Source organism: Pseudomonas sp. Irchel 3A5 (genome assembly GCF_900187575.1).
Lineage (GTDB): Bacteria > Pseudomonadota > Gammaproteobacteria > Pseudomonadales > Pseudomonadaceae > Aquipseudomonas > Aquipseudomonas folii.
The window spans coordinates 1-26,962 of sequence record NZ_FYDU01000021.1 but is presented as its reverse complement, the minus strand read 5'-3'; the positions used below and the strand labels follow the sequence as shown (position 1 = coordinate 26,962).

Sequence of the window (26,962 nt, the reverse complement as noted above, 5' to 3'; positions counted from 1 at the left end):
ATGGGACTGCATTCCAGCTTAAGACCATCTTCTCTGCTCCACTTTCCTATTCTTCTGTAGGCAACGTCCTATTCTTCGTTTCGCCCTCTACCCCACGCGTCTTCTCGGCCAGAATCCACGGCCGCGTTCCTGTAGAGAGCCTTCCCCATGTCCGGCCCCGCCGTCGACCACCCCTTCAATCTGGATATCGCTCCGCTGTTTCGGCGGTTGCAGGTGCTGTCGTTCACCGGAACGGAGGCTATCAGCGAGCCTTTTGTCTTTGAGCTGGAAGTGCTGATCGACGAACCGTATCTGGATCAGCAAAGCCTGATGTATCGCGCCGCATTCTTGAGTTTTCAAGACGATAAAACCGGCGTGCACGGGCAGATTCACAGTGTCACGCGCAGCCACTTCAAACCGGGCCCCGCGTGTTATCGCCTGTCCATCGGGCCTCGGCTCGCCTGTCTGGGGCAACGCTACACGCCGCGGGTGTTTCAGCACATGAGTACGCCACAGATCATCAGTCGTGTGCTGCTGGAACATGGTCTGCGCGAAGACAGCTACCGCTTTGATCTGCGAGCCGAGTACCGCAAGCGCGATTTCTGCGCGCAGTACCGGGAATCCGATCTGCAACTGGTGCAGCGGTTATGTGCGGAAGAGGGCATTCACTACCACTTTCACCATTCCAGAAAAGGCCATGAGCTGGTGTTTGGCGATGGTTTACGGGTTTTTCGCCGTACCTCGACGGCCAACGTTCAGCAGGTACCGATGCAGGTGGGCGTTATCCGTTTTGCGGTGACGGAAGGTGGCGAGCAATCGGATCGCACACGCCAGAAGGGCGAAGGTGAAAGCACACTGCCCTTCGTTTCGGCGGGGCACTTGCTACCGCTCATGGGGCATCCGCAGGAAGATCTGAACCATCTTTGGTTGGTGACGGGCGTGGTACACCGCGGCTTTGATACCCGTCAGTTGCGCAGCGTGTCCACTGTTCAGAAGGGTATGTACATCAATCATTTTCAGGTCGCGCCGTGGGAGTCGGGTTTCAAACCGCCGCCTCAGCCGCGAGCCTGTGTGGCGACGATTCAGTGTGCTTATGTGGTCGGTGCGGTAGATGAGCCTGTCAGCGCTGACGCCGAAGGCCGGATCAATGTGCAATTTGACTGGAGTTATCCAGGGCAAGGCGGGGAAGGGGGCGACTGTTGGCTGCCGGTGGCTACACACCTGAGCAAGACACTGCGTGGCGGCATGCCGGTGGTGGTGAGTTTTATCGAGGGTGATATGGATCGGCCACTGATCAGCGCCTGTGTGTGGCAATCCACGGACGCCATTGCCGAATCGCCGAAAACGTCATCGCCGCCTGAAAAGCTTGAGGTGAACCTGATGCCTATAACGGCCGTGGATGGCAGGTCATGGATTCAGATCGAAGGTGGCTCGCGGGTCAGTTATCAGCAAGGCTGCGAATTGTCTTTCACCGTCGGTGACAGCACGTTGAGCATCGACGCTGCTGGAGTGAAACTGAGCAGCCCGCAAATTCAGATGACCGCCGGGCTCAAGTCTGATGTTGATCCGGAGCGCTGAACCACGCACCGCTTTTGCTCAGTCTCCACGTGACATACCCCAGAGTCAACGCTCGTAGCAGCATGAATAGCAGCAACGTCAGCCATAAGCCATGGTTGCCGAAGCTTTGCAGCCCATACGCGAACGGAGCGACCAGCAGCATGTTGACCAGCATGGTGTTACGCATCTCCCTGGCGCGGGTAGCCCCGATGAACAGGCCGTCGAGCAGGTAACTCCAGACCGCCAGCAAGGGCAGCGCGGCCAGATAGGGCAGGTAGATGAAAGCGGTTTCGCGTACTTCAACGATATCGGTCTGCAGACTGATAAACAGATGGCCTGCGACCATGAACAGTAGCGCGAACGCCACGCTGGCGATCAGCGACCAACCTCCGGCGACCGTCAGCGAGCGGCGCAATGCGAGCTTGTTTTTGGCACCGATCGCATGGCCGCACAGCGCCTCAACCGCATGGGCCAGCCCGTCCAGCGCATGGGCGGTCAGCAGCAGGCCGTTGAGCAGCAGCGCGTTGGCGGCCACCGTGGCATCGCCGAGCCGTGCGCCCTGCACGGTAATCAGGAAAAACACCGATTGCAGCGCCAGGCTGCGGATGAAGATGTCACGGTTCACAGCCAGCAGCGGCCGCCAGTTTCCCCAGCGTTTAAGGGCGGGCCACAGCACCTGGCCCGGCCAGGCGAGCAGGGTCTTGCGGGTCAGTGCCAGGCCGAGCAGTGCGCCTGTCCACTCGGCGACGACAGAAGCACGGGCCGAACCCACCACGCCCCAGTCCAGCCCGAGTACGAACCACAGGTTCAGAGCGATGTTGACCAGGTTGGTGGTCAACAGAATCATCAGCGGCGCGCGGGCATTCTGTGTGCCGAGAAACCAGCCGACCAGTGCGTAACCGGCCAGGGCGGCGGGCAAGCCCAGGAGCCGGGTGTGGAAGAATGCTTCAGTCAGCTGTTGCAGGTCAGCGGATGGCTGCATGAGGCTCAGGGCCAGATGACTGAACGGCAGGCCGATCACCCCAAGTAATAACGCCAGTCCCATCGCCAGCAACAGGCCTTGCAGCAGGATCTGACGTAACGCAGAACCGTCATTGCGCCCCGCAGCCTGAGAGGCAAAGCCGGTGGTGCCCATGCGCAGGAAGCCCATGGTCCAGGCGAGAAAGGTGTACAGCGTCGCGCCCACGGCCACAGCGCCCAGTTGATGGGCGTGGGGCAGATGGCCAATCACCGCGCTGTCGACCAGCGCCACCAGCGGTACGGAGATATTCGACAGAATCATCGGCGCCGCCAGCGCCCAAACGCTGCGATGGGTAGCGCGATCGCGCCAGTCGTTGAGCAGGTTTGACATGAAAGCTCCCGGGCAAGGCGGGCATTGTAGAGGACCCGAAGTGAACTGCACCGCAAAAGTTGGACGCTTGGTCCAGACCTCAGAGTCAGATTACTGACGTGGGACCGGCTTTAGCCGGGAAAGCGGCATTCCTGACGATGCAGATACATTGAATGTACGGGCCTCTTCCCGGCTAAAGCCGGTCCCACGTCGTAATCCCATGACCGATCCTGCGCGACTACAATCTCTGTCCACTTTTCCTACACGGCTCCCTGAGAACAAAGTCTCAAACCGGCTGTCTATTCTCGCGCTCTGACATCTCCGGTCATTTGCCTGCTATATAGTTACCCTCTCTCAACCTGCCCCGATGAGTGCCCCATGTTTAACAAAGGACTGTTTCTGGCCTGCGCGCTTGCGCTGCTGAGCGCCTGTGATTCTTCTGCTCCGGACAAACCTGCCCCGGCATCACAGCCCGTAGCGGTGGAGGCGAGCAAGCCCAAGCCAGCGGTGGATCTTCCCGCGTTAAGCAAACGTTATGAGGGCCGCGACCTGACTGTCGTGGACGTTTCAGAGATTCAGGTGGACGGGGCGAGCACCCTGTCGGTTAGCTTTTCCGTGCCGCTGGACCCGGAGCAGAAGTTCGCTGAAAAACTGCATCTGGTGGACAGCAAGAATGGCAAGGTCGACGGCGCATGGGAGCTGTCCGACAACCTCATGGAACTGCGTCTGCGGCATCTGGAACCCAAGCGCAAACTGGTTCTGACGGTTGATGCGGGGTTGATCGGCGTCAACAAAGCGAAACTCGCAGCGGAATTCATCAGCCGCCTGGAGACCGCAGACCTGCAACCGACGGTCGGTTTCGCCAGCCGTGGCAGCCTGTTGCCGACTCGTCTGGCTGAGGGCTTGCCGGTCATCGCGCTGAACGTCGACAAGGTCAATGTCGAGTTCTTCCGGGTCAAACCCGATGCGTTGCCAGCCTTTCTCAGCAATTGGCGCGGCGGGTCCAGCATCGAGTATTACGAATCCAAAGAGCTATTGGACAAGGCCGATCTGGTTTACGAAGGTCGCTTTGACCTGAACCCGGCGCGCAACACTCGGGAAACCCTGTTGTTGCCGATTGCCGGGATCAAAGCACTGCAAGGGCCTGGAGTTTACCTCGCCGTGATGCGCGCCTCGGGGACTTACACTTACTCCAATCCCGCGACGCTCTTTACCCTGAGTGACATCGGTTTGTCGGTGCATCGCTACGCCAATCGCCTTGATGCTTTTACCCAGGCGCTTGAGGGCGGTAAAGCCTTGAGCGGCGTCGAACTGGAGCTTTACGACAGCAATGGCAAAGTTGTGGGTCAGGCGAAAACTGATTCTGCAGGCCATGCCGAATTACCTCTGCCGGCCAAGGCTGCCGTGCTGCTGGCGCATAAAGACGAACAGACCAGTATGTTGCGTCTGGACAGCTCGGCGCTGGATCTGGCCGAGTTCGACATCACCGGGCCGCAAGCCCACCCTTTGCAGTTCTTCATCTTTGGCCCGCGGGATTTGTATCGTCCGGGGGAAACCGTGCTGCTTAACGGCTTGCTGCGCGATAACGACGGCAAAGACGTAAAACCACAACCGATTACCGTCGAAGTGCGTCGACCGGACGAGCAAGTCAGCCGCAAGTTTGTCTGGGAAGCAGACAAGTCCGGGTTGTATCAGTATCAGCTGCAACTGGCGGACGAAGCCCCCACCGGACGCTGGCAGTTGGTGTTCGACCTGGGTGACGGCAAGCCGCAGTTGTATGAGTTTCAGGTCGAAGACTTCCTGCCAGAACGGCTTGCGCTGGAAATCAAAGGCAGCGAAACCCCCATCGCAACTACCGACAACGCGGTGTTCGATATCACTGGGCGTTACCTTTACGGTGCCCCGGCGTCTGGCAATAACCTGACCGGTTTGCTGTACGTGAGGCCGTTGCGTGACGCGGTGGCGGGCTTGCCGGGTTATCAGTTTGGTTCGATTACCGAGCCGGAGCTCAAGCAGGATCTGGAGATTGAAGCGACCACTCTGGACGCACAGGGCAAGCTGAGCCTGGATGTCGAAAGCAAATGGTCGAACGCCAAGTCGCCGTTGCAGTTGATTCTGCAAGCCAGCCTGCAAGAGTCCGGTGGACGACCGATCACTCGGCGGCTGGTGCAGCCGGTGTGGCCTGCGGATCAGATGCCGGGGCTGCGCCCGCTGTTCGGTAGCAATCCGGGCAGCAACGATGAATACGATGAAGCCAGCGGCATGCCGCAGACCGACGGTGATGGCCCGGTTGAGTTCGAAGTGCTGGTCGCCGACTACGCGGGTAACAAGCTGGCTGCCGATAACGTCAAAGTCCGGCTGGTTCGCGAGCGTCGTGACTATTACTGGAACTACTCGGACAGCGAAGGCTGGAGTTATCACTTCAACGAGAAATTCCTCAACCTCAGCGAAGAGACCATCAACATCAAGCAAGACGCAACTGCCAAGGTCACGTTCCCGGTGGAATGGGGCCCGTACCGGGTTGAAGTCGAAGATCCTGCAACCGGTTTGATCAGCAGTCTGCGTTTCTGGGCCGGTTATCGCTGGCAGGACAATGCTGAAGGCGGCGCGGTACGTCCCGACCAGGTCAAGCTGGCGCTGGATAAACCGGGTTACAACGATGGCGACACGGCCAAAGTAACGGTCACGCCGCCTGCAGCAGGCAAAGGTTACTTGTTGGTTGAGTCCAGTGAAGGGCCGCTGTGGTGGCAAGAGATCGACGTACCTGCCGAGGGCAAGACCTTCGATGTGCCGCTGGACAAGCAATGGGCGCGGCATGATTTATACGTGAGTGCACTGGTGGTTCGTCCCGGTGAGCGCAAGGCTAACGTCACGCCTAAACGTGCCGTTGGCGTGCTGCATCTGCCGCTGGATCGCTCGCCACGCAAGCTGGCGCTGACCGTGACTGCTCCGGAAAAAATGCGCCCTAAACAGCCATTGAAACTCAAGGTTGCGGCGAAGAACGCGGATGGCAGCGTGCCGAAAGAAGTCCACGTGTTGGTATCTGCGGTAGACGTGGGCATCCTTAATATCACCCGCTACGCCACGCCGGATCCATTCGCCAGTCTGTTTGGCCGCAAAGAGTATGGTGCCGATCAGCTGGATGTTTACGGCCAGTTGATCGAGGCCGGTCGCAACCGTCTGGCAAGTCTGGCCTTCGGTGGTGACGCCTTGGCCAAGGGCGGCAAGCGTCCTGATACCTCGGTGACGATCGTGGCGTTGCAAAGTGCGCCGGTGACGCTCAACGAGCAGGGCGAAGGTGAAGTCAGCGTCGACATTCCGGATTTCAATGGCGAGTTGCGCATCATGGCGCAGGCCTGGACGGGCGAGCGTTACGGCATGGCCGAAGCGAAAACCGTAGTGGCCGCGCCGATCATTGCCGAGCTGTCGGCACCGCGCTTCCTTGCCGGTGGCGATCAGACCACGGTAGCGCTGGACCTTTCAAATCTGTCCGGTCAGGCGCAAAAACTGACCGTGCAAGCCTCCGCCGAAGGTCAGTTGAGCCTCGCTAATGGCGCGCTCAGCCAGAGCGTGCAACTGGCCCAGGGGCAACGTACAACGCTGCGCATTCCGGTGCGCGCCGAGGGCGGGCTGGGGCAGGGCAAGTTCAAAGTCGTAGTAAACGGCTTAGTGTTGCCGGGCGAAAATCTGCCGCCGTTCTCCCGCGAGTGGACCATCGGCGTGCGCCCGGTTTATCCGGCGATGCTCAAGCATTACCGCACAACGCTGAACGAGCAGCCATGGAACCTGCCTGAAGGCGCGCTCGATGCGTTCGAACCTGCGGGGCGTGAAGCCATGCTGTCGGTGTCGAGCCGTCCGCCGCTCAATCTGGGTGAGCAGATTCGCGCCCTGGAAGCCTACCCCTATGGCTGCCTTGAACAGACCGCCAGCGGGCTTTATCCATCGCTGTATGCGGATGCCGCCACTCTCAAGCGCCTGGGCATCAAAGGTGAAGCCGATGCTGTGCGCAAGCGCAAGGTCGAACTGGGCATCGAGCGGCTGCTGGGGATGCAGCGCCATAACGGCAGCTTCGGGTTGTGGAACGCTGATGGCGAGGAAGAATACTGGCTGACGGCTTACGTTACCGACTTCCTGCTGCGTGCGCGTGATCAGGGTTTTGCGGTGCCGCCTGATGCGCTGAAGAAAGCCAACGAGCGGCTGCTGCGTTATCTGCAGGAGCGCAATCAGATCGAAGTCAGTTACAGCCAGAACGCCGAGCACACGCGCTTTGCCGTGCAGGCGTACGCTGGCCTGGTGTTGTCCCGCAGTCAACAAGCTCCGCTCGGCGCGTTGCGCAGCCTGTTTGATCGTCGCACCGATGCCCGCTCCGGTTTACCGCTGGTGCAGCTGTCGGTGGCACTGGAGAAAATGGGCGACAAGCCGCGTGCCGATCAAGCCATGCTGGCCGGTCTGGCAGCAGGTCGCAAAGGTAACGAATGGCTCGCCGATTACGGCAGTCCGTTGCGTGATCAGGCGTTGATCCTGGCGTTGCTGGAAGAAAACAATCTGGCCGCTGACAAGCGCGACCAGCGCCTGTTTGCCCTTGCCGACGAAGTGGCCGCAAGCCGCTATCTGTCCACCCAGGAGCGCAACGCGCTGTTCCTCGCGGGACGTGATCTGTTGGGTAAGCCGGAAAGCAAATGGACTGCGACGCTTTATACGGGTGCTGAAAGTCGCGAGCTGAGCAACGAACAGCCGGGCCTGAAGCTTGACGGACCACTGCTGGCTTCGCCGATGTCTGTGCAGAATCAGGGCAGTGCGACGCTGTATCAGCAACTGACGCTGTCGGGTTATCCGACTCAGGCACCGGTGGCGGGAGGCGAGAACCTCAGTATTCGTCGCGAGTACCTTGGCCTTGATGGCGAACCTGCCAACCTCAACGCGTTGAAAAGCGGCCAGCTGTTGCTGGTGCACATCGAGGTCAAAGCTCAGCAACGGGTGCCGGATGCACTGGTCGTGGATCTGCTGCCTGCCGGTCTGGAGCTGGAAAACCAGAATCTGGCGCAAAGCGCTGCCAGCCTCGAAGACGCCAGCGAGTCAGTAAAAGAGTGGCGTCAGTCGATGGAGAATGCCGGTATCAAGCATCAGGAATACCGCGGTGATCGCTTCGTTGCTGCACTGGATTTGAATGGCTACAACACGGTGCACCTGCTGTACCTGGCTCGCGCCGTGACGCCGGGTGTCTATCGTGTACCGCCGCCGCAAGTGGAGTCGATGTATCGGCCGAACTGGCAAGCGCTGGGTGAAGCGGCTGCGCAGATGGTGGTGAAGGGTAAGTAAGTATGCAAATTCCTGTAGGAGCTGCCGAAGGCTGCGAAAGCGATTTATCTGACACACCGCTATCGCAGCCTTCGGCAGCTCCTACAAGGGCAGGCGCATCAATGAATAATCCAGCTCAGCAGCCACAGGCCCAGCACCAGCCAGATGATGCCCATGATGATTGAAGCGCGCATGAATGCGCGGATCGCCGAGTACAGGAACAGCAAACCGACGATCAATGCCAGGATGCTGACCAGTGAAGTGTCCATGCCCAGAGTGCGGGACAACCCATCGACAAAATTTCCGCCCGCGCTGGCGAAGAGATTGAAGAACCATTCCAGTCCATCGACGATAAAGCGGATGACCGCGCCGAGCGCCTGGCCCAGCCATTCAAAAAAGCTTTCTACCTGCATATGTGCGTCCTGATGAAGGTCATGATTAAAGGCGACTGTTCGCTTTGGCTATCGATTAGTGCGGCGAGTTCCGTGGAGTGTAAGGGCGTTTTGCCTTGAAGCCGGGAATATTGTCACGATTCTTCAAGCGCCGGAGACCTGTGCAACCTTTGGGATCCACGGAACCTGTGGGAGCGGTGCTTGCCCGCGATAAGGGCGCCGCAGATATCAGGTCAATCGCGTCCAGCCTTATCGCGGGCAAGCACCGCTCCCACAGGTTAGTCACACAGTGCCTGGGTGGGCTTATTGCCGGACTGGCATTGATCATCGCCCTGCTCTGGCTCGCCGACCGTCTCTGGCCGTTGCCTTTACCTAAGGACGATCTGGCCCGCGTGGTGCTGGCCGAAGACGGTACGCCGCTCTGGCGTTTTGCCGATGCCGACGGGGTATGGCGTTATCCGGTGTCGATCAACCAGGTCTCGCCGTATTACATCGAGGCATTACTGACTTACGAAGATCGCTGGTTCTACACCCATCCCGGGGTCAATCCGCTGTCGCTGGTGCGAGCGACGTGGCAGAACCTGAAAGGTGCGCGGGTGGTGTCGGGCGGCAGCACGTTGTCGATGCAAGTGGCGCGGTTGCTCGACCCGCATGCGCGCACCTTGCCCGGCAAGGTGCGACAACTGTGGCGCACGATGCAGCTGGAATGGCATCTGTCCAAGGATGAGATTCTCGCCATCTACCTCAATCGTGCACCGTTTGGCGGCACCTTGCAGGGTGTCGCCGCGGCCAGCTGGGCCTATCTGGGCAAGTCACCGCAGCAACTGACCCGCTCCGAAGCGGCAATGTTGGCGGTGCTGCCCCAGGCGCCGAGTCGCTTGCGGCCCGATCGTCATCCACAGCGGGCGCAGGTTGCACGGGACAAGGTGCTCAAGCGTCTGGCGCAATTTCAGGTCTGGCCGCAACGATCGGTGGATGAAGCGCTGGAAGAGCCGTTACTGCTGGCCCCGCGTCAGGAGCCAAGCCTCGCTCCACTGCTGGCGCGGCGTTTGAACCGTCCGGACAGCCCGCCATTGATTCGCACCACGCTGGATGCTGGTCTGCAGCGTCGTCTTGAGGATTTACTGTTGGGTTGGCGTGCCCGATTGCCGGAGCGCACCTCGGCGGCGATCCTCGTGGTCGAGGCGCAGAGCATGGCGGTACGCGCCTACGTTGGTTCGGTAGACATTAACGACGCCAAACGTTTTGGCCACGTGGACATGATCAGCGCCCTGCGTTCGCCAGGTTCGACGCTCAAACCTTTTCTGTACGGGCTGTCGATGGATGCCGGACTGATCCATTCCGAATCCCTGATGCAGGACGTGCCACGCCACTACGGGGACTACCGACCGGGTAACTTTGCGGCGGGGTTCAGCGGGGCGGTGGCCGCCAGTTCAGCGTTATCCATGTCCCTTAACTTGCCAGCGGTACAACTACTGGAAGCCTACGGACCGAAGCGGTTTGCCGCCGAGTTGCGCAACGGCGGCGTGCCGCTGACCCTGCCGCCGTTGGCCGAACCCAATCTGGCCATGATCCTGGGCGGCGTTGGCAGTCGTCTGGAGGATCTGGTCGGTGGGTATAGCGCTTTCGCGCGGGGCGGGCGCAGCGCTGATATTCGCTTGCAACCCGATGCACCGCTGCGGGAGCGACGCATGATGTCGCCGGGCGCAGCGTGGATTATTCGCAAGATCCTCAGTGGTCAGTCGCGCCCGGATCTCGATCCTCATGCTGAGCTGGTACAGCGCCCACAGTTGGCCTGGAAGACCGGGACCAGTTACGGTTTTCGTGACGCCTGGGCCATTGGTGTCGGGCCGCGTTATCTGGTCGGCGTGTGGATCGGTCGTCCCGACGGCACGCCCGTGCCGGGGCAGTTTGGCCTGGCTTCGGCCGCGCCGTTGATGTTGCAGGTTCATGACGTGCTGGCTAATAGAGACAGTCAGCGAGGGATCACCGCGCCGATTCAGCCAGTGCCGTCGAGCGTGGGCGTGGCGGCGATTTGTTGGCCGTTGGGCCAGCCCATGAGCAAGAACGATCCGAACTGTCGCAGGCAGCGGTTTGCCTGGACGCTGGAGGGCACCACGCCGCCAACCTTGCAGGCCATTGATCAACCGTTGGGGCTGGGGTTGCAGGAAAAGATTTGGGTCAATGCTCAGGGCTTGCGGGTTGCGGCGGATTGCCCTGGGGCGAAGGCGCAGGTTCTGGCGCTATGGCCCGCCGCCCTTGAACCCTGGCTGGCGCGTGACGAACGCAGAGAAGCGCGCTTGCCCGCAGTCGATCCTGCATGCCCGCCGCAGGGTCTGAGCCTGGCACCGCCACTGTCGATCGTCGGCGTGCGTGAGGGCGATCATCTGCGCTTGCCTGCTGGCAGTCGCCAGGCGCTACGCCTGAATCTTTCCGCCTTGGGCGGCAGTGGTCGTCGCTGGTGGTTTGTCGATGGCGTGCCGATGGCCGACACCGACAATCAGGCCCATTTCAGCCCGACCCTGACACGCCTCGGTCGTTATGAACTAAGCGTGCTGGATGAAAGCGGTCAGACTGCAAGGGTCGTGTTTGATACCGTCGATTGAACAACGGACATCAATGAGCCGTGTCCCGCTGCCGACTTTGCCCGTTTGGCGACATGGCTAGCGCCAGTTGCGTGCGGTTGTGCATGTGGGTCAGGCGCAGCACTTGCGACACGTACAGTTTGACGGTGTTCTCAGTGATGCCCAGCTTGCAGCCGATCTGATAGTTGGTATGGCCTTTGGCGACCAGCTTCGCTACGTCTTGCTGGCGAGGGGAGAGGGGCGCGAAGAGCATCGACAGATCCATCTCACCTTCGGCGTCTTCCTCGGCACTGACAGTGGTTAATAGCGGACGACGGAGCTGGTCCAGATCTTCATAAAGACCATCAATGGACGCGGCAAGAAAGCGCAGCTTTTCGTTGAGTTCACCTAGTTGCCGGTAGCTCTTTTGCCGCTCATGCAGCACGGCTTCCTGACGCTGGACGCCTTCGAGCACCTCACGCAGATTGACCGGCTTGTGAAAGTAATCAGCAACACCGGCACGCAGCGCTTTGATCACATCCTGCTTGTCATCGTTAACGGTCAGGACGATGGTTTCGAACACCCGCTTTTTACCAGCGGCCAGCTTGAGTGCCTGAACCAGCTCAAGGCCGTCGGGCGCTTGCATATGCAAATCGCAAAGGACGATGCCGACTTCGGGGTCGTTACGAAATTGTTCGAGTGCTTCTTTGCTTGAATAACTGCCAGCGCATTCGTAGCCGTTGCTTTGAAGAAAACCGCTTAGCTCGTTTACAACGGAGGGCTGGTCGTCGACGACTAGTACTTTCACTGAAGAATTGATGTTCACGCGCTACTCCCTGTCTGCGAAATACAAAGCGTGTCAGAGTCGAAACTCACGCTTTATCGATACGATCTAAGGTCACGTGTTCCCTGAGACCTTTACTACCGTAGTCAGACTTTCGCGTTATGTACATAGTGTTAAGCATTGTTTGCGACTAGTGGGCGGCTGGTCTGGTGGGTCTGTAGGAGCGCACGAGCACCGCGAGGCCGCGATAGCGGTCTGCCTGATAAATCGCTATCGCGGCCTCGCGGTGCTCGTGCGCTCCTACAGGTCGAGTATTAGAACTGACAAAATCGCTGCTGAAGAAAATCTGTTTCAATGCTGGAAAGTATTTTTTGACGTTTAATGAAGGGAGATAGCAGAGGCTGGTTAACGTATTGAAGTCGCAGGTACTTACTTCTTACACCTATTTAAAAAGGGGCCATTATCGTTGGCCCCTCAACTAACGAACCCACTTAACGTGGCGGATATTGCTCCAGAATCTTTGCCACTGTCTGGCGAATAGCCGTTTCACGGGCATTTGGGGCGTTGTCCTGATTGAGGATGCGCTCGGTGCTGCCGCGCCAGACCAGTTTGCCGTCTTTCCCATCGAAGAGGTCGATCTGCAGGGTCGTGACCTTGTAGTCCACGCTACGGGTTTCGGTCATCGGTGCGTTCCAGTACCCGTAACCTCCCCACGGGCCCCAGCCTCCACCGTAATTGGTGCTGACCAGTTGCTGACGGTTTTCCATGATTAGCCATGCCTGGACCTTCAGATCACCGTTGGCACCCGACGGGGCCATGCGCAAACCGCGCTGGTCGAGCTGCTCGCCAATCGACTGGCGAATACGCTGGTCGGTAAGGTCGCTCTTGATCCGTGGGTCATCAGGCTGGTACTGCACGCCGGGCTCTTTCCAGCTCCAGCTGCGGTAGCCGCCAAAGTCACGACTGGCGTCGAAGTCACGATTGATCTGGTTGGTTTGGCACGCACTGAGCAGCACTAGCAGGGACAGCAGAGCAAGACGGCGAAACATGGCAGTTCTCCGAAGATGTCAGGAAGGAGGATACGCGCTCAATGCTTTTTGCACAGCCTGACGCAGCGCCTTGGACCGATCGGACTGATCGCCGCCGTTCTGCGTTTCTGCGCTGGCACTCCACACCGGCTGACCGTCGCGGGCGTCGAACAGGCTGATGCTGACGACGACCACCTGTTCCTGATAAGTGCGCACGATCGGCACGCTGGCATAACCGCCATAGCGGTTGCCGTATGGGCCGCGGCCATAGCCGATTCCGCTTCCGCCATAGTAAGGATCGTAATAGTCGTCACGAACCTGGCGAGTGCGGATCTCCATACGGGTTTGCGCGCTTACTTGCAGGTCGGCAGGTTGCGTGCCGTTCGCCGGGCGCAGACCACGCTGATCCAGACCATTGCTGACCGCCTCGGCGATTTGCGCAGAATCGGCCCACGCCGAGCCGCCGGGCAGTTGGTTGTTGCGCCAGGTCCAGTTGCGATAGCGCCCGTAGTCCCGTGGCGGAGCCGGGTACGCGCTCATGTCCACGGCATTTGCGGCGTGAGCGGGGGCAGGGGGCAGTGGTCTGGAATCGGCGCGGTACGGGTTATCGCTCTGGCAGGCAGCCAAACCGAGGAACAGAGGAATCAAAGCAAGGCGGCGTTTCATCATGGCCTCCGCAAAGTGGCCTTCGAGGACAGGAAAACGGAGATCAGCGACGCCGGACTGCCTGTGATCAACCCGGCGCTTATCAAGAGTCAAAGTGGGCGGCACACCCAATGCAGATATCGACCCAGCCCTGCATAGGCGGGATGCCGACGGTGAGCCAGCTCCATTTCCAGCAAATCCACCAGTTCGGCCCGGGCCTGGAATTCCACCGGCATGTAGTCGTGAAACACTCTGACACCGCTCTGGGTTTCGACACGCCACAGGCCTTCAAGTTGCGCCGCCAGTTCACGGGGATCAAGGGGCTGTTGCGGGGTCAGGCTTTGCTTCTCACCGGCCATGTCGTTCTTGCGCATTTTCTTGAAGTGACCTTTGAGCAGGTTGCGATAGATCAGCGCGTCGCGGTTGTAAAATGCCAGGGACAGCCAGCCATCCGCCTTGGTCAACTGATGCAGCACCGGAAGGATGGTGTGCGGCTCGGCCAGCCATTCAAGAACGGCGTGGCACAGCACCAGATCGTAAGGTTCATGCAGCTGATCCGAGAGTTCTTGCCAGGGTGCCTGAATGAACGTAGCGGTCTGACCTGCGTCAATGAATCGTTGGCGCGCACCTTCAAGCATGGGTGCGGCCGGTTCGGCGAGGGTGACTTCATGGCCGCGCCCGGCCAGCCATAACGACATATGGCCCAGCCCGGCACCGATATCCAGCACGCGCAGTGGCCGTTCGGGCAGTGCTTCTGTCAGGTCCGCCTGAAGTACTGCGAGGCGAATCGCGCCCTTGGCTCCGCCGTAGATTTTTTCGGCGAATCGGGTCGCCAGTTGATCGAAGTGACGATCACTCATTTGGCAAACCTGCGTTCACTGTCAGCCAGTTTGCTGCGAACCACTTTGTCCATGTCGATGCCCAGTTCGCTGCATAGCAGCAGTAAATAAAGAATGATATCGCCCACTTCCTGACCGGCATGCTCCAGCTTCTCGGGTGGCAGTTGGCGGGACTGGTCTTCAGTCAGCCACTGAAAGATTTCCACCAGCTCGGACATCTCCACGCTGGCGGCCATGGTCAGATTCTTCGGGCTGTGAAACTGCTTCCAGTCGTTCTGATCGCGGATGCGGTGCAGGCGTTGGGTGAGTTCTTCTAGGTTCATGGAGTGTCCTGAGTATCAAAGAGTTTGTGCCTGGCCATGGCTATGCGGGGGATTCTATGTTGCCCTCGTCATCAGTGAATTCTGTGGGAGCAGAGCTTGCTCGCGATGAAGACAACTAGGTTTGATTTGGATCGCGTCCAGCCTTATCGCGGACAAGCCCTGCTCCCACAGGCTTGGGCGTGGCGCGCCGCTTCATCCGGGAAGGCAGCACTTAAAGCCATGCATAAGCTGCGTATGAACCGGCGCCCTCGCGAATAAATTCGCTCCTACCTATCAGCGTTTGCAGGCCAATATCGAATCTCCCACAGAAGAGTTATGTTGACCCTGTTTCAACCACTCCAGCACTCCCAGCCCCGCAGCCTTGCCGCTGGCGAAGCATGCGGTGAGCAGGTAACCGCCGGTTGGCGCTTCCCAGTCGAGCATTTCTCCGGCGCAGAATACGCCGGGTAATTGCTTGAGCATCAGGCGTTGGTCCATGGTTTCGAAGGTTACACCGCCAGCCGTACTAATGGCTTCGTCCAGCGGGCGGGCTTTGATCAAGTTCAGCGGCAGGGCTTTTACGATCTGGCTCAGTCGGGCGGGATCATCGAACGCTTCACGCGGGGCCAGCTCTCGCAACAAGGCGGCCTTCACCCCATCGATACCCAGTTGGCTGTGCAAGTGTTTGGACATGGAGCGCGAACCCCGAGGTTTTTCCAGGGCTTTCTGAATGGCTGGAGACGCTTTTCCCGGCAGCAGATCGATCAGGACGGTGGAAGCGCCCTGCCGATTGATTTCTTCACGAATCTGCGCCGACAGTGCATAGATCAGGCTGCCTTCTACGCCGTTGTCGGTGATCACACATTCACCGAGGCGAGGCGTCTGCCCGCGCATGCCGATGCCAATGTTTTTCAACGGTGCGCCCGCGAACTTGCTGCGCAGCAACTCGCTCCATCCGGCCACTTCGAAACCGCAGTTGGCGGCTTGCAGTGTCGTGAGATCAACGCCTCGCTCGGCCAGCAGCGGCCACCATGCACCATCGGAGCCCAGCCGGGACCAGCTTGCGCCACCGAGTGCAAGTAACACGGCATCGGGGCTCAAGGCTGTTTCGCCTTCAGGGTGTGCAATACGTACGTTGCCTGCGGCATCCCAGCCAAGCCAGCGATGTCGCGTATGGATCGTGACGCCGTTCTCGCGCAAGCGTTTGAGCCAGGCGCGCAACAGCGGCGCCGCTTTCATGTCGGTAGGAAAGACCCGGCCCGAGCTGCCGACGAAGGTTTCGATACCGAGGTCGTGAATCCACTCGCACAGGTCATCCGCGCCAAAACTGCGCAGCAGCGGAGCGATGTGGCCAGAGCGTTCAGCGTAGCGGGACAGGAAGGCAGGGTAGGGCTCGGAATGGGTGATGTTCATGCCACCGACACCCGCCAGCAGAAACTTGCGACCCACAGAAGGCATGCCGTCGTACAGATCGACCTTGATCCCGGCCTGGCTCAACACCTCGGCCGCCATCAAGCCAGCGGGGCCGCCGCCGATGATGGCGACTGAGGGGGTGGTGGTCGGAGGGATGTCAGTCATGGCGAGGTGCGTGTCTTTGCGGGTGGGTGGGGCATTCTACCTGCCTCGCAACGTCTGTAGGAGAGCGCCGTCGCGCAGTGAACACAGATATGTATGAGCGCACGAGCACCGCGAGGCCGCGATGGCGGTGTATCAGACAGGACGCCATCGCGGCCTCGCGGTGCTCGTGCGCTCCTACAGGTCCTGCGTAGTGTCATGAGGCAGGGCTCACAACCCCTCCGACACCCAGACCCGCTGCGCGCTGTGATGCAGGATCCCGTGTCTGCGCGCCAGGGCCTGGCGGTCTTTGCTGTAGCCGCCGCCGATCACCCCCATGACCGGGATGTTGCGCCCGATGCAGTGGCGCAACACCGCTTCGTCGCGGGCGGCCACTCCGGCATCGGTCAGTTTCAGATAACCCAGGGCGTCATCCTGATGGACATCGACGCCCGCATCGTAAAGCACCAGGTCCGGCTGATGGAACGGCAACAGGTAGTTAAGCGTGTCATCGACGACTTTCAGGTATTCGTCATCGCCCATGCCCATCGGCAGCGGGATGTCCCAATCGCTTTCGGCTTTGCGCGCCGGAAAGTTCTTTTCGCAATGCAGCGACACAGTAATCGCGTCCTCGGTATCAGCGAGAATCCGCGCCGTGCCGTCGCCCTGGTGCACGTCGCAATCGAAGATCAGGACTTTGCCGACGCGACCGCTTTGCAGCAGGTAATGACTGATCACCGCCAGATCATTAAAAATGCAGAATCCGGCGGGGTAGTCGTAATGCGCGTGGTGGGTGCCTCCCGCCAGATGACACGCCAGCCCGTGCTGGAGGGCCTGTTCAGCGGTCAGCAGCGAACCACCCACGGCGCGTACCGTGCGCCGCGCCAGGTCCTCGCTCCACGGCAGACCGAGACGTCGCTGGTCTTCGCGGGATAAGTCACCTTCCATGTAACGGCGTATATAAGAGGGGTCATGAGCCAGTGCCAGAATGTCGTTCGGGCATATCTGCGGTCGCAGCAAGGCGGCGTCGCTGGTCAGGCCGCTGTCGATCAGGTGATCGTGCAGCAGGCGGAACTTGTCCATGGGAAAACGATGATCAGCCGGGAAGTCCGGGCTGTAATCCTCGTGATAGATGAGCGGCAGGGACATTTCGGGTCCGTTCAAGGGTCGAAGCCGGATAGTGCCAGCATTGCCCCTGAACGCCCAGCTTTGTGAAACAACGCGAAGCTACACTGGCCGACACAGTGACTGACCGGTTAATGGAGAAACCGATGGAGCCGATTCTTAAACTCGAGAGTGCGCGATTGATGATGCGCCAATGGCGGGATGACGATTTACAGGCGTTTGCCGACATGTGTGCGGACCCCAATGTCATGCGCTATTTTCCTGAGCCACTGAGTTATCTGGAAAGTGCTGCACTGATCGGCCGCATACGCGGGGACTTTGCAGAACTTGGATTTGGCTTGTGGGCGCTGGAGCGCAAGGACACCGGCCAGTTCATTGGCTTCACCGGGCTTGGCGTGGTGAATTTTGAATCACACTTCACCCCGGCGATAGAGATTGGCTGGCGTCTGGCTCGTGAGCACTGGGGGTTTGGTTACGCCAGCGAGGCTGCCTGGACGGCGCTGGGCTGTGGTTTCGAGCACTTGGGCGTGGACGAGATCGTGTCGTTCACGGCGCAAACCAATGAGCTTTCGCAGAAAGTGATGCAGGCAATTGGCATGACCACGGACCCGGTCGATGACTTCGAACATCCGAACGTCCCGTCAGGACATCCGTTGCAACCCCACGTGCTTTATCGCATCACTCGCCAACAATGGCTGGATACGCTGCAAGCTTGAAGGGGCTGAAGCCGTTAAATTCTGTATCATTTCAGCTTTTGTCACGCTTGATAGGCGGGCGAACCGTTTGTGCGAGGAGTAATGAATGAGTCAAGTGTTGGATGATCTGGTGGCGCTGTTAAGCCTGGAGCCGATTGAAGAAAACCTGTTCCGTGGCCGCAGTCAGGACCTTGGCTTTCGCCAGCTGTTTGGCGGTCAGGTTCTGGGCCAGTCGCTGTCGGCCGCCAGCCAGACCGTTGAAGACGCAAGGCACGTGCACTCTTTGCACGGTTATTTCCTGCGTCCGGGGGATGCCGGTTTGCCGGTGGTGTATCAGGTGGATCGGGTTCGCGATGGCGGCAGCTTCAGCACGCGCCGGGTGACGGCGATCCAGAAAGGCCAGCCGATCTTTACCTGCAGCGCTTCGTTCCAATACGACGAGCAGGGTTTTGAGCATCAGACGTCGATGCCGCAAATCGTCGGTCCGGAAAACCTGCCTTCAGAGCTGGAGCTGATGCAGCAACGGGCGCACCTGATTCCTGAGTCCATGCGCGACAAGATGCTCTGCCCCAAGCCTATCGAGTTTCGCCCGGTTACTGCTCTCGATCCTTACAACCCCCAGCCAACCGAGCCGGTGAAGTACATCTGGTTCCGCACCGACGGCACGCTGCCTGAAGTGCCTGCGATGCACAAATACCTGATGGCTTACGCGTCGGACTTCAACCTGCTGACTACTTCCTTGCTGCCCCATGGCAAGACGGTCTGGCAGAAGGATATGCAGGTCGCCAGCCTCGACCATTCGCTGTGGTTCCACGGTGATCTGCGTGCGGATGACTGGTTGCTGTATGCCATGGACAGTCCATGGGCTGGCAATTCCCGTGGTTTCTCTCGTGGCAGCGTCTACAACCGCGCCGGACAATTGGTGGCATCGGTCAGCCAGGAAGGTTTGATTCGTCATCGCAAGGACTGGGCATGAGTCTTTCCGGAATTCGCCACTGGGTATTCGATATGGATGGCACGCTAACCGTGGCCGCCCATGATTTCCCGGCGATCAAACGTGCGCTGGATATCCCGCAGGATCACGACATCCTCGGGCATCTCGCGACGTTGCCTGCCGATGTCGCCGCAGCCAAGCATGCCTGGCTGTTGGAGCATGAGCGGGAACTGGCTCTCGCTTCCAAAGCTGCGCCTGGTGCCGTTGAACTGGTTCGCGAACTGGCCGGGCGCGGTTATCGTCTGGGCATCCTGACCCGCAACGCCCGGGAGCTGGCCCATGTGACGCTGGAGGCCATCGGTCTGGCGGAGTGCTTTGCGGTGCAAGACATTCTCGGTCGCGACGAAGCACCGCATAAACCGGATCCTGCTGGATTACTGCACTTCGCCAACGCCTGGCAGGTGCCTGCCGCGCAGATGGTCATGGTGGGGGATTACCGCTTCGATCTCGATTGCGGGCGTGCGGCGGGCACCAAGACCATTCTGGTCAACCTGCCGGAAAACCCCTGGCCGGAGTTGGCCGACTGGCATGCGCAGGATTGTGGGGAGATAAGGGCTTTGCTGAGTCCTGTGAGCTGAAATGCAATCCTTGTGGGAGATTCTATGTTTCCCCACGTCATCAGTGAATCCTGTGGGAGCTGGGCTTGCCCGCGATGAACGATAAAGCGGTGAATGTCTGCAAACCGGTCTGCGCGCCTCGCGAACAAGTTCGCTCCTACCGGTCCAGCGGCCATGCGCCCACCTCGGTAGGACCGAATTTATTCGGGAGGGCTGCATTTCAGGCGATACACAGGCTGCGGATGCACTATCCCTCCTCGCGAACACGTTCGCTCCTACCGGTCCAGCGGCCATGCGCCCACCTCGGTAGGACCGAATTCATTCGGGAGGGCTGCATTTCAGGCGATACACAGGCTGCGGATGTACCATCCCCCCTCGCGAACACGTTCGCTCCTACCGGTCCAGCGGCCATGCGCCAACCTGGGTAGGACCGAATTTATTCGGGAGGGCTGCATTTCAGGCGATACACAGGCTGCGGATGCACCGCCCCCCTCGCGAACAAGTTCGCTCCTACCGGTCCAGCGGCCATGCGCCCACCTCGGTAGGACCGAATTTATTCGGGAGGGCTGAATTTCAGGCGATACACAGGCTGGGGATGCACCATCCCCCCTCGCGAACAAGTTCGCTCCTACCGTTGCAATGCGGTGGTTCGGGCTTGTCGCTTTCAAGGTAGGAGGCAACTTGTTGGCGAGGGGCTTGATGCGGTGGTTCAGGTCTGCCCCCTCGCGAACAAGTTCGCTACAGAGGATTTACGTTCAGGTTCAAAAATCCTTGAACAGCACTGCCTGTCCCTGCGGTGAGGTGAAAATCCCGTCGCCGCTGTGGCCCACATTCGGGACTACGACCAAACGCTGATTCAGCCCCTGTGGATGACGTTTCTGCAGGTATTTGAAGAAGTTCTCGCCACGTTCCAGACGCTGTGCACCTTGCGCTTCTGCGCCGCAGGTCTTGTCCAGAGCCGGGTGTTTCGGGTCGATGTCGTTCTGGCCGAGCAAGTAGGTCACGTCACGCTTCACATAATCGTCTTCGATCTCGGCCGTTTTGACTTTACCCGCATAAGGCGGCATGCCGTTCAGACCGTATTTCCATTCGTTGAAGCCGGGGCAACTGGCCTTGGTGACGGACAGCGGACGCTCGGTATCAAAGTAGGCGTATGACGATGGATTGGCGATCACGTAGCGCAGCTTGATGCCTTCCTTTTTCAACAGCACGTCTTCCTTGCCGCCGATCATCACGTAGCGCTGCACCACTTGCGCACCCCCGGAGTGCCCGGCGATGACGATTTCCGTGAGGTTCGGGAACAGCTTGCTGTCGCTCAGGCGACGCAAAATATGGTCGATGACCAGATATGAGCTGACCGGCTTCGGTCCAACCGAATTTTCACCCGCCATCCATTGGTCGCCATGCCAGCGCAACACGTTGTCGCCCAGGTGGTGCGCTGCGATGTCTTTCTCGTCGAGAAACTGCGGGGCGATCAGCAGGGTCTTGTTGCGTTGCTTCGACTGATTGGCAGCACGTTCGATACTGCGCAGGTAAGTCGGCGCGTTACGCAACCGGCCATGCAGCACAATCACTGCACGTTCGATCTGCGGCCGGGGCTGATTCCAGTTCAGGCTCATGCCGAGCGTTGCCTGGGCGCCATTGATCGTCAGACGCTCCGGGCTGATGGATTTGACCGCCTGATCCTCGGCGTGAGCGTTGAAACTCAGAAGGGTGCTTAACGACAGGATCAGCAGCGGTTTCATCATGTGATCAGAGGCTCTTGGCGGCGAATGTGTCGCATTGGTTGAGTTGGCCCTGGGCAAAGCCGGTTTTGAACCAGCGAACCCGTTGGGCGGATGTCCCGTGTGTAAACGAGTCCGGCACTACGCGCCCCTGACCCTGTTGCTGAAGGCGATCATCGCCAATGGCGTTGGCTGCATTCAAGGCTTCTTCAATATCACCCGGCTCCAGCCAGTTCAAACGCTTTTGTGCGTTATAGGCCCAAACACCTGCAAGACAGTCAGCCTGAAGCTCCTGGCGGACCAGCAAACCGTTGCTGCCTTCCATGCGCTGACCACTGCGGCGAGCGGCGTCGACTTTTTCCGAAACCCCCAGCAATGTCTGCACATGGTGGCCTACTTCGTGAGCAATCACATAAGCCTGAGCAAAATCGCCTGCGGCCTTGAAGCGTTGTGACATTTCGCGGAAGAACTCCATGTCCAGATAGACCTTCTGGTCGGCAGGGCAGTAGAACGGCCCGCTGGCCGATGTGGCAAATCCACATGCGGACTGCACCTGACCGCTGAACAGCACCAGCGTTGGATCTTTATATTGGCGGCCGCCCAGCTGGAAGGCTGCGCGCCAGGTGTCTTCGGTGTCGCCGAGAATCGACCGTACGAACTCCGCCTGTTCATCGTTGGCCGGTGGAGCCTGGCGGGTCTCACTGGACGTTGGGGCCTGTGTCCCCTGGCCGGTGAGCTGGCCGAGAATCTGCATCGGGTCCTGACCGGTCAACAGGCCGATGGCCACGATGATAATCACGCCGCCGATGCCGAGTCCCTTGCCTCCTATGCGCATCCCACCGCCGCCGCTGCTGCCGTCACGTGCGTCCACGACGTTATCGCTGCGCCGACCCTTTTTCCATAGCATGTGGGAATCCTCTTCTTATCCTGTAAGGAGTGTCGCTGCTACCCACAGGCTGCGCCAGTCCGATTGTCAGACGCATAACCTGAATGGGAGTTGAACGACGTACATCTAGCGCAGGAGTAGAGAGGAGCAGGAGGCAATTAGTTCGCGATCAGTCCGGGTAATTAGCCCCGTACGAGACGTTGTTCACTTTTGACTGAGTTCATGAACGCCAGCATGGCCGAGGACTGGACCCGATGGCGGCGGGTAATCAGGCCGTAAGGCGGCAGGCGCGCCTCGAATTTGATCGGCAGCACGGCCAGCAAATCGCGACCGGGGTAGTCCTCGACCACCGACACCGGTGTCACGCCGAGCATGTCGGTTTGCTGTACCAGCGACAGCAAGGTCATGATCGACGTGGTCTCAACAATGCTGCTGGGGATGTCGACCCGCGCATTGTGGAACACCTGATTGATGATCGAGCGCATCGGGCTTGGATGCTGTTGCAGGACCCAGGTCATGTTTTGCATGTCGCCCCAACCCAGGTGCGTCGCGTTGGCCATGGGATGCTTCGCGCCGGCAACCACGCAGAGTTCCTCTTCGCCCAGGCTGTCGAATAGCAGATCATCGGAGCGGGCACCGCCAGGAATTCTGCCGAGCACCACGTCCAGTTGATCTTGCAGCAACGCCTGCACCAGCACATCGCTGGTGTCGACCTGGATGCTCATGGACAGACGCGGATGGCTTTTCTTCAGTTCGGCGATGGTCCGGGTCAGCAGGCCCGAAGCCAGGGCGGGAATCGCACCCACTACAACCCGGCCGAGGTTGCCGGACTCCAGTGCCACCAGTTCCTCACGCATACCGCTCAGTTCGGCGAACACCATGCGCGCGTAATAGATGACGGTTTCACCAAACTGTGTGGCGCGCATGCCCCGTGGCAGACGCTCAAACAGTTCGACGCCGAGCAAATCTTCGGCTTCGTGAAGCATCTTGGTCGCGGCGGGCTGGGTCATGCCGATGTTGTCGGCAGCCCGACGTAAAGAGCCCAGTTCCTGAAGCGCCAGCATCAACCGTAACTGGCGAAGTCGCAGGCGGCTGTGAATCACGTTGGCATCAGGAATACGGGTCATGATCGCGTCTCGCGGAAAAGTCTGGGGCTGAGCCTGACAAGAAATGTCAGGGCTTACCAGCCCCTTGCCATTCATTGCGCGGATTTCGCTTTGGCTGCATGACGCGTCCGCCAGCCCAGTGCTTTTCTGATCCCACTGGAAATCAAGGGCCAGAACAACATCAGCAGTGCCGCAGTGGTCAGGCTGCCCACCAGCGGATTGGACCAGAAAATGCCCAGTTGTCCGTCGGAAAACAGCATCGACTGGCGGAAAGCATCTTCGGCCTTGTCGCCCAGAACAGCCGCCAAAACCAGTGGCGCAATCGGGTAGCCGAGTTTTTTGAACAGATAGCCCAAGGCGCCAAAGACCAGCATCAGCCCGACATCGAACAGCGAGTTGTGCACCGAGTACGCACCGATTGCGCAGATCATGATGATGATCGGCGCAATGATCGAGAACGGAATGCGCAGGATCGAGGCGAACAGCGGCACGGTTGCAAGCACGACGATCAGACTGACCACGTTACCCAGATACATGCTGGCGATCAGGCCCCAGACGAAGTCGTGCTGCTCGACAAACAACGTCGGGCCGGGGTGCAGACCCCAGATCATCAAACCGCCCATCATCACTGCCGCCGTGGCCGAACCTGGAATGCCCAGGGTCAGCATCGGCAGCAGGGCGCTTGTCCCGGCCGCGTGGTCCGCCGTTTCCGGCGCAATGACGCCTTCGACTTCACCCTTGCCAAAGTTGTCACGATTCTTCGAGAAGCGGCGCGCGAGGCTGTAACCCATGAACGACGCAGCCGTCGGGCCGCCCGGTGTGATGCCCATCCAGCAACCCACCAGCGTGCTACGCAAAATCGTTAGCCAGTAACGTGGCAACTTGGCCCAGGTGCGCAAAATGGTCATGGGTGTAATGCGTGCGTGCTCGCCACGGAACACCAAGCCTTCTTCAACGGTGCAGAGGATTTCACCGATACCGAACAGGCCGATTACCGCGACCTCGAAGCTGATGCCGGTCATCAGGATCGGCTGGTCGAAAGTCAGACGCAGGTTGCCGGACACGGTGTCCATACCGACGGCGGCCATGGCAAAGCCGATCATCATCGCGACTACGGTTTTCAGCGGCGGGTTCTTGCTCATGCCGATGAACGTACAGAACGCCAGCAAATACACCGCGAAGAATTCCGGTGAGCTGAAGGACATGGCGAATTCGGCGATGCGTGTCGACAGGAAGGTCAGCAACAGCACGCCCGCCAGTGCGCCAATCAACGCCGAACTGAAGGCGGCGGTCAGCGCCTCGGCTGCACGGCCGTCACGGGCCATGGGGTAACCGTCAAAGGTGGTCGCCACCGATGACGGTTCGCCGGGAATGTTGAACAGGATCGAAGTGATCGACCCGCCGAACAACGCCCCCCAATACATGCACGACAAAAGAATGATGGCCGAGACGGGCGACATGGTGAAGGTCAGCGGTAACAGCAGGGCAACGCCATTGGGGGCACCAAGGCCGGGCAGTACGCCGACCAGAATGCCCAGCAGCACGCCGACCACCATCAGCCCGATATGGCCGGGGGTGAGGATCAGGTTCATGCCGTGCAGCAGGGAGTCGAATTCGCTCATTGCATCGATCTCCCGGCCATTGCCAGCCAGTCACCGACCGGACCTGCGTCCAGTGGAACCTTGAACCACAGCGCGAAGATCAGGTAGCTGGCCAGGACTGCACCGCCGGATACCGAGCAGATCATGAGTTTGCCGTAAGGTTTGGCCCGAACCCGGTCGCGCCACATGAACCAGGCGATGAATACCGCCGACGCCATGTAGATACCGGTGAACGGCATGGCTGCAACGAATAGGGCGATGGGAATGAACACTGACAGCACTTGGGCAAACTGGCTGCGGCTGACAAAGCTGATGTTCAGTGCATGCCAGCGCACCAGTGTGAGGACAATGTTGCCCAGGCTTGCGCAGCCCAACAGCAGGCCGATGTAAAACGGGAAATAACCCGGCTCGGGACCTGCGTCACCCCAGCCAATGCCTTGCTCAAGGCTGCCATACATCACCACTGCACCGATCAACAGGGTGAATAACGCCAGCCCGAGCTCGACCCAGCGAGTGCCGACCAGCGCAGATGTTTCAGAAGAATGGGGCATGGAACACCTCCGGATATAACTGCCGGGTGAACACCCGGCAGTGGGGCCTGATCAGTCAGTTCACTCGCGCAGCCAGCCAGCATCCTTGAACACCGGCGTAACGCGGGCCGTGTCCTGCTGGATGTAGGCACTCAGTTGGTCGCCTTCGAGGAAGGTCGGCACCAGTGCGTTCTGTTTGACGTAGGCCTTGAACTCAGGGGCTTCTGAAACTTTGCGCATCAACTCGGTGTAGAACGCGCGTTGTTCGGCCGTGACTTTGCCGGGCATGAACACAGTGCGCGGGAAGCGATATTGCTCAACGCCCAGGCCTTGTTCGTGGCAAGTCGGTACGTCGGCCCAGGATTTGTCCCCGGCGACTTTGTCGGTGTAGCCCATGCGCTCTTTACTGAATACGCACAGCGGCTGGACCTGATCACCGCGCCACTGGCTGATGCTTTCACTGGGATTGTTCACGTTGGCGGCGATGTGTTTACCGGCCAGCTGTGTAGAGGCTTCGCTGCCGCTTTTGAACGGGATGTAAACCAGCTTGCTGCCCGTGGTTTTATTCAACAGCAGGGTCAGGGTCTGGTCGACGTCCTTGGACTGGCTGCCGCCCATGCGCAGCTTGGACGGATCGGCCTTGACCGCTTCGTAGAAGCTTTTGGCGTCTTTCCACGGCGCGTCTTTGTAGGTCCAGAGGATGAAGTCGTCTTCAGCGACGGCGGCAACCGGAGTCAGTTCTTGCCATTGATAACCAAGCTTGGAGACCAGTGGCAGCAAGTAAATGTTGTTGGTGCCGATCACCAGTTTGTCGGCATCACCTTCGGACATCTTGAGGTCCAGAAACGCCTCGGCCCCGTTGCCGCCGCCTTTGTTCAGGACCACGGTGTTGACGTCCAGCAGCTTGTGAGTGGTGATGATTGACTGAATCAGACGGCCGAGCTGATCGGTACCGCCACCAGGGCCGCCAGCGACGATGATTTCAACATTCTTGTCGGGTTGCCAGGCGTTGGCCAGGGCGGGAAGGGTGCCAGCGCAAACAAGGGAACAGCCGAGCAGAAGACGGGACACGCGTCGAAGGGATGCGGTTCGCATGATGATGAAACCTCTATTTCTTGTAATTGTTTTTTGAGCGATTTGCCTAATTCAGGGACCGGCAAATCTTGGGTCGAGTGTGGGAAGCTATTGCGGTGGCGTCTACTCAAAACATCAGATACACCGATAGCCTGGGGTTATCGCAGGTCGGCTGACACATATCGATCTGATGACCTGTAGGACCGGCTCTACGCACAATTCTGTAGGAGCGCGCTTGTAGTGGTCCAGTTTTTTTGGACCATTCTGTAGAAGTATTAGGCCGCCAGTTTTTCGAAAATAGCTGGCGGCAGGTTATTCGAGGCAGAGTGGCAACGTCGATGGTTGTAGTGAGCAATAAAATCCATCACGTCACGTTCTGCCTCGAAGTGATTCGAGTA

Annotated in this window: 21 protein-coding genes; 6 read left to right on the top strand and 15 right to left on the bottom strand. The window is 59.4% G+C overall.

What is annotated here, in order from left to right:
- Positions 1-147: 147 nt before the first annotated feature.
- Positions 148-1,557, top strand: a complete 1,410-nt coding sequence (locus tag CKW31_RS26950; protein WP_095101800.1) for a contractile injection system protein, VgrG/Pvc8 family — start codon at positions 148-150, stop codon at positions 1,555-1,557.
- On the opposite strand, the gene CKW31_RS26945 is transcribed toward CKW31_RS26950, so the two are convergent.
- Entirely contained in the window at positions 1,529-2,887 is a 1,359-nt protein-coding gene (locus CKW31_RS26945) for an MATE family efflux transporter (protein WP_095101798.1), read from the bottom strand. The two genes, CKW31_RS26950 and CKW31_RS26945, sit on opposite strands and share 29 nt — an antisense overlap.
- 357 nt (positions 2,888-3,244) lie before the next feature.
- On the opposite strand from CKW31_RS26945, the gene CKW31_RS26940 reads away from it, so the two are divergent.
- Positions 3,245-8,185 carry an alpha-2-macroglobulin gene (locus CKW31_RS26940; protein WP_095101796.1) on the top strand — a complete coding sequence of 1,647 codons (4,941 nt, stop codon included), beginning with the start codon at positions 3,245-3,247 and terminating at the stop codon, positions 8,183-8,185.
- A gap of 98 nt (positions 8,186-8,283) precedes the next feature.
- Here the strand turns inward: CKW31_RS26940 and CKW31_RS26935 are convergent, their stop codons facing one another.
- A complete protein-coding gene (locus tag CKW31_RS26935; protein ID WP_027898425.1) occupies positions 8,284-8,577 on the bottom strand; it encodes a hypothetical protein in 294 nt (97 codons plus the stop codon).
- A gap of 272 nt (positions 8,578-8,849) precedes the next feature.
- Between CKW31_RS26935 and pbpC the strand changes: the two genes are divergently transcribed.
- A complete protein-coding gene (gene pbpC, locus CKW31_RS26930; protein WP_095101924.1) occupies positions 8,850-11,162 on the top strand; it encodes a peptidoglycan glycosyltransferase PbpC in 2,313 nt (770 codons plus the stop codon).
- Positions 11,163-11,172: 10 nt separating this feature from the next.
- On the opposite strand, the gene CKW31_RS26925 is transcribed toward pbpC, so the two are convergent.
- From CKW31_RS26925 to CKW31_RS26895, 7 genes are all read right to left on the bottom strand, one after another.
- Complete coding sequence (locus CKW31_RS26925) at positions 11,173-11,946, bottom strand: response regulator transcription factor (protein ID WP_095101794.1); 774 nt, start codon at positions 11,944-11,946, stop codon at positions 11,173-11,175.
- Between the two features lie 449 nt (positions 11,947-12,395).
- The gene (locus CKW31_RS26920; RefSeq protein WP_095101792.1) at positions 12,396-12,953 is read right to left on the bottom strand and encodes a DUF4136 domain-containing protein; all 558 of its coding nucleotides are present in this window, start codon (positions 12,951-12,953) and stop codon (positions 12,396-12,398) included.
- 18 nt (positions 12,954-12,971) lie between these two features.
- Positions 12,972-13,598 carry a DUF4136 domain-containing protein gene (locus tag CKW31_RS26915; protein WP_095101790.1) on the bottom strand — a complete coding sequence of 209 codons (627 nt, stop codon included), beginning with the start codon at positions 13,596-13,598 and terminating at the stop codon, positions 12,972-12,974.
- A gap of 89 nt (positions 13,599-13,687) precedes the next feature.
- Positions 13,688-14,437 (bottom strand): methyltransferase, encoded by a 750-nt coding sequence (locus CKW31_RS26910; protein WP_095101788.1) that lies wholly within the window; start codon positions 14,435-14,437, stop codon positions 13,688-13,690.
- Complete coding sequence (locus tag CKW31_RS26905) at positions 14,434-14,739, bottom strand: nucleotide pyrophosphohydrolase (RefSeq protein ID WP_095101786.1); 306 nt, start codon at positions 14,737-14,739, stop codon at positions 14,434-14,436. The genes CKW31_RS26910 and CKW31_RS26905 overlap by 4 nt, the downstream gene beginning before the upstream one ends.
- A gap of 273 nt (positions 14,740-15,012) precedes the next feature.
- Positions 15,013-16,296: a TIGR03862 family flavoprotein gene (locus tag CKW31_RS26900; RefSeq protein WP_095101784.1), complete on the bottom strand. Its 1,284-nt coding sequence runs from the start codon at positions 16,294-16,296 to the stop codon at positions 15,013-15,015.
- Positions 16,297-16,503: 207 nt separating this feature from the next.
- A complete protein-coding gene (locus tag CKW31_RS26895; protein ID WP_095101782.1) occupies positions 16,504-17,421 on the bottom strand; it encodes a histone deacetylase in 918 nt (305 codons plus the stop codon).
- Positions 17,422-17,543: 122 nt separating this feature from the next.
- On the opposite strand from CKW31_RS26895, the gene CKW31_RS26890 reads away from it, so the two are divergent.
- The 3 genes from CKW31_RS26890 (at position 17,544) to CKW31_RS26880 (ending at position 19,664) form a co-directional block, all read left to right on the top strand.
- Positions 17,544-18,113, top strand: coding sequence for a GNAT family N-acetyltransferase (locus CKW31_RS26890; protein WP_095101780.1), 570 nt, complete (start codon positions 17,544-17,546; stop codon positions 18,111-18,113).
- 85 nt (positions 18,114-18,198) lie between these two features.
- Positions 18,199-19,068, top strand: coding sequence for an acyl-CoA thioesterase II (gene tesB, locus CKW31_RS26885; RefSeq protein ID WP_095101778.1), 870 nt, complete (start codon positions 18,199-18,201; stop codon positions 19,066-19,068).
- Complete coding sequence (locus CKW31_RS26880; RefSeq protein WP_095101776.1) at positions 19,065-19,664, top strand: HAD family hydrolase; 600 nt, start codon at positions 19,065-19,067, stop codon at positions 19,662-19,664. The genes tesB and CKW31_RS26880 overlap by 4 nt, the downstream gene beginning before the upstream one ends.
- Before the next feature lie 740 nt (positions 19,665-20,404).
- Here the strand turns inward: CKW31_RS26880 and CKW31_RS26875 are convergent.
- The 6 genes from CKW31_RS26875 to CKW31_RS26850 form a co-directional block, all read right to left on the bottom strand.
- The gene (locus tag CKW31_RS26875; RefSeq protein ID WP_095101774.1) at positions 20,405-21,391 is read right to left on the bottom strand and encodes a hypothetical protein; all 987 of its coding nucleotides are present in this window, start codon (positions 21,389-21,391) and stop codon (positions 20,405-20,407) included.
- Positions 21,392-21,395: 4 nt separating this feature from the next.
- Positions 21,396-22,274: a neutral zinc metallopeptidase gene (locus CKW31_RS26870; RefSeq protein WP_095101772.1), complete on the bottom strand. Its 879-nt coding sequence runs from the start codon at positions 22,272-22,274 to the stop codon at positions 21,396-21,398.
- A 161-nt stretch (positions 22,275-22,435) separates the two neighbouring features.
- Positions 22,436-23,380 (bottom strand): LysR family transcriptional regulator, encoded by a 945-nt coding sequence (locus tag CKW31_RS26865; RefSeq protein WP_095101922.1) that lies wholly within the window; start codon positions 23,378-23,380, stop codon positions 22,436-22,438.
- Between the two features lie 71 nt (positions 23,381-23,451).
- The gene (locus CKW31_RS26860; protein ID WP_095101770.1) at positions 23,452-24,981 is read right to left on the bottom strand and encodes a tripartite tricarboxylate transporter permease; all 1,530 of its coding nucleotides are present in this window, start codon (positions 24,979-24,981) and stop codon (positions 23,452-23,454) included.
- The gene (locus tag CKW31_RS26855) at positions 24,978-25,511 is read right to left on the bottom strand and encodes a tripartite tricarboxylate transporter TctB family protein (RefSeq protein WP_095101768.1); all 534 of its coding nucleotides are present in this window, start codon (positions 25,509-25,511) and stop codon (positions 24,978-24,980) included. Before CKW31_RS26855 ends, CKW31_RS26860 begins: the two co-directional genes overlap by 4 nt.
- Before the next feature lie 60 nt (positions 25,512-25,571).
- The gene (locus tag CKW31_RS26850) at positions 25,572-26,585 is read right to left on the bottom strand and encodes a tripartite tricarboxylate transporter substrate binding protein (protein ID WP_095101766.1); all 1,014 of its coding nucleotides are present in this window, start codon (positions 26,583-26,585) and stop codon (positions 25,572-25,574) included.
- Positions 26,586-26,962 lie beyond the last annotated feature (377 nt).

Coding starts and splice junctions, on each gene's coding strand:
- CKW31_RS26915 (WP_095101790.1), bottom strand. CDS start 13,598: ATGAAACGCCGCCTTGCTTTGATTCCTCTGTTCCTCGGTTTGGCTGCC.
- CKW31_RS26910 (WP_095101788.1), bottom strand. CDS start 14,437: ATGAGTGATCGTCACTTCGATCAACTGGCGACCCGATTCGCCGAAAAA.
- CKW31_RS26895 (WP_095101782.1), bottom strand. CDS start 17,421: ATGTCCCTGCCGCTCATCTATCACGAGGATTACAGCCCGGACTTCCCG.
- CKW31_RS26890 (WP_095101780.1), top strand. CDS start 17,544: ATGGAGCCGATTCTTAAACTCGAGAGTGCGCGATTGATGATGCGCCAA.
- CKW31_RS26905 (WP_095101786.1), bottom strand. CDS start 14,739: ATGAACCTAGAAGAACTCACCCAACGCCTGCACCGCATCCGCGATCAG.
- CKW31_RS26875 (WP_095101774.1), bottom strand. CDS start 21,391: ATGATGAAACCGCTGCTGATCCTGTCGTTAAGCACCCTTCTGAGTTTC.
- CKW31_RS26945 (WP_095101798.1), bottom strand. CDS start 2,887: ATGTCAAACCTGCTCAACGACTGGCGCGATCGCGCTACCCATCGCAGC.
- CKW31_RS26880 (WP_095101776.1), top strand. CDS start 19,065: ATGAGTCTTTCCGGAATTCGCCACTGGGTATTCGATATGGATGGCACG.
- tesB (WP_095101778.1), top strand. CDS start 18,199: ATGAGTCAAGTGTTGGATGATCTGGTGGCGCTGTTAAGCCTGGAGCCG.
- CKW31_RS26950 (WP_095101800.1), top strand. CDS start 148: ATGTCCGGCCCCGCCGTCGACCACCCCTTCAATCTGGATATCGCTCCG.
- CKW31_RS26920 (WP_095101792.1), bottom strand. CDS start 12,953: ATGTTTCGCCGTCTTGCTCTGCTGTCCCTGCTAGTGCTGCTCAGTGCG.
- CKW31_RS26865 (WP_095101922.1), bottom strand. CDS start 23,380: ATGACCCGTATTCCTGATGCCAACGTGATTCACAGCCGCCTGCGACTT.
- CKW31_RS26855 (WP_095101768.1), bottom strand. CDS start 25,511: ATGCCCCATTCTTCTGAAACATCTGCGCTGGTCGGCACTCGCTGGGTC.
- CKW31_RS26935 (WP_027898425.1), bottom strand. CDS start 8,577: ATGCAGGTAGAAAGCTTTTTTGAATGGCTGGGCCAGGCGCTCGGCGCG.
- CKW31_RS26940 (WP_095101796.1), top strand. CDS start 3,245: ATGTTTAACAAAGGACTGTTTCTGGCCTGCGCGCTTGCGCTGCTGAGC.
- CKW31_RS26870 (WP_095101772.1), bottom strand. CDS start 22,274: ATGCTATGGAAAAAGGGTCGGCGCAGCGATAACGTCGTGGACGCACGT.
- CKW31_RS26900 (WP_095101784.1), bottom strand. CDS start 16,296: ATGACTGACATCCCTCCGACCACCACCCCCTCAGTCGCCATCATCGGC.
- CKW31_RS26850 (WP_095101766.1), bottom strand. CDS start 26,585: ATGCGAACCGCATCCCTTCGACGCGTGTCCCGTCTTCTGCTCGGCTGT.
- CKW31_RS26860 (WP_095101770.1), bottom strand. CDS start 24,981: ATGAGCGAATTCGACTCCCTGCTGCACGGCATGAACCTGATCCTCACC.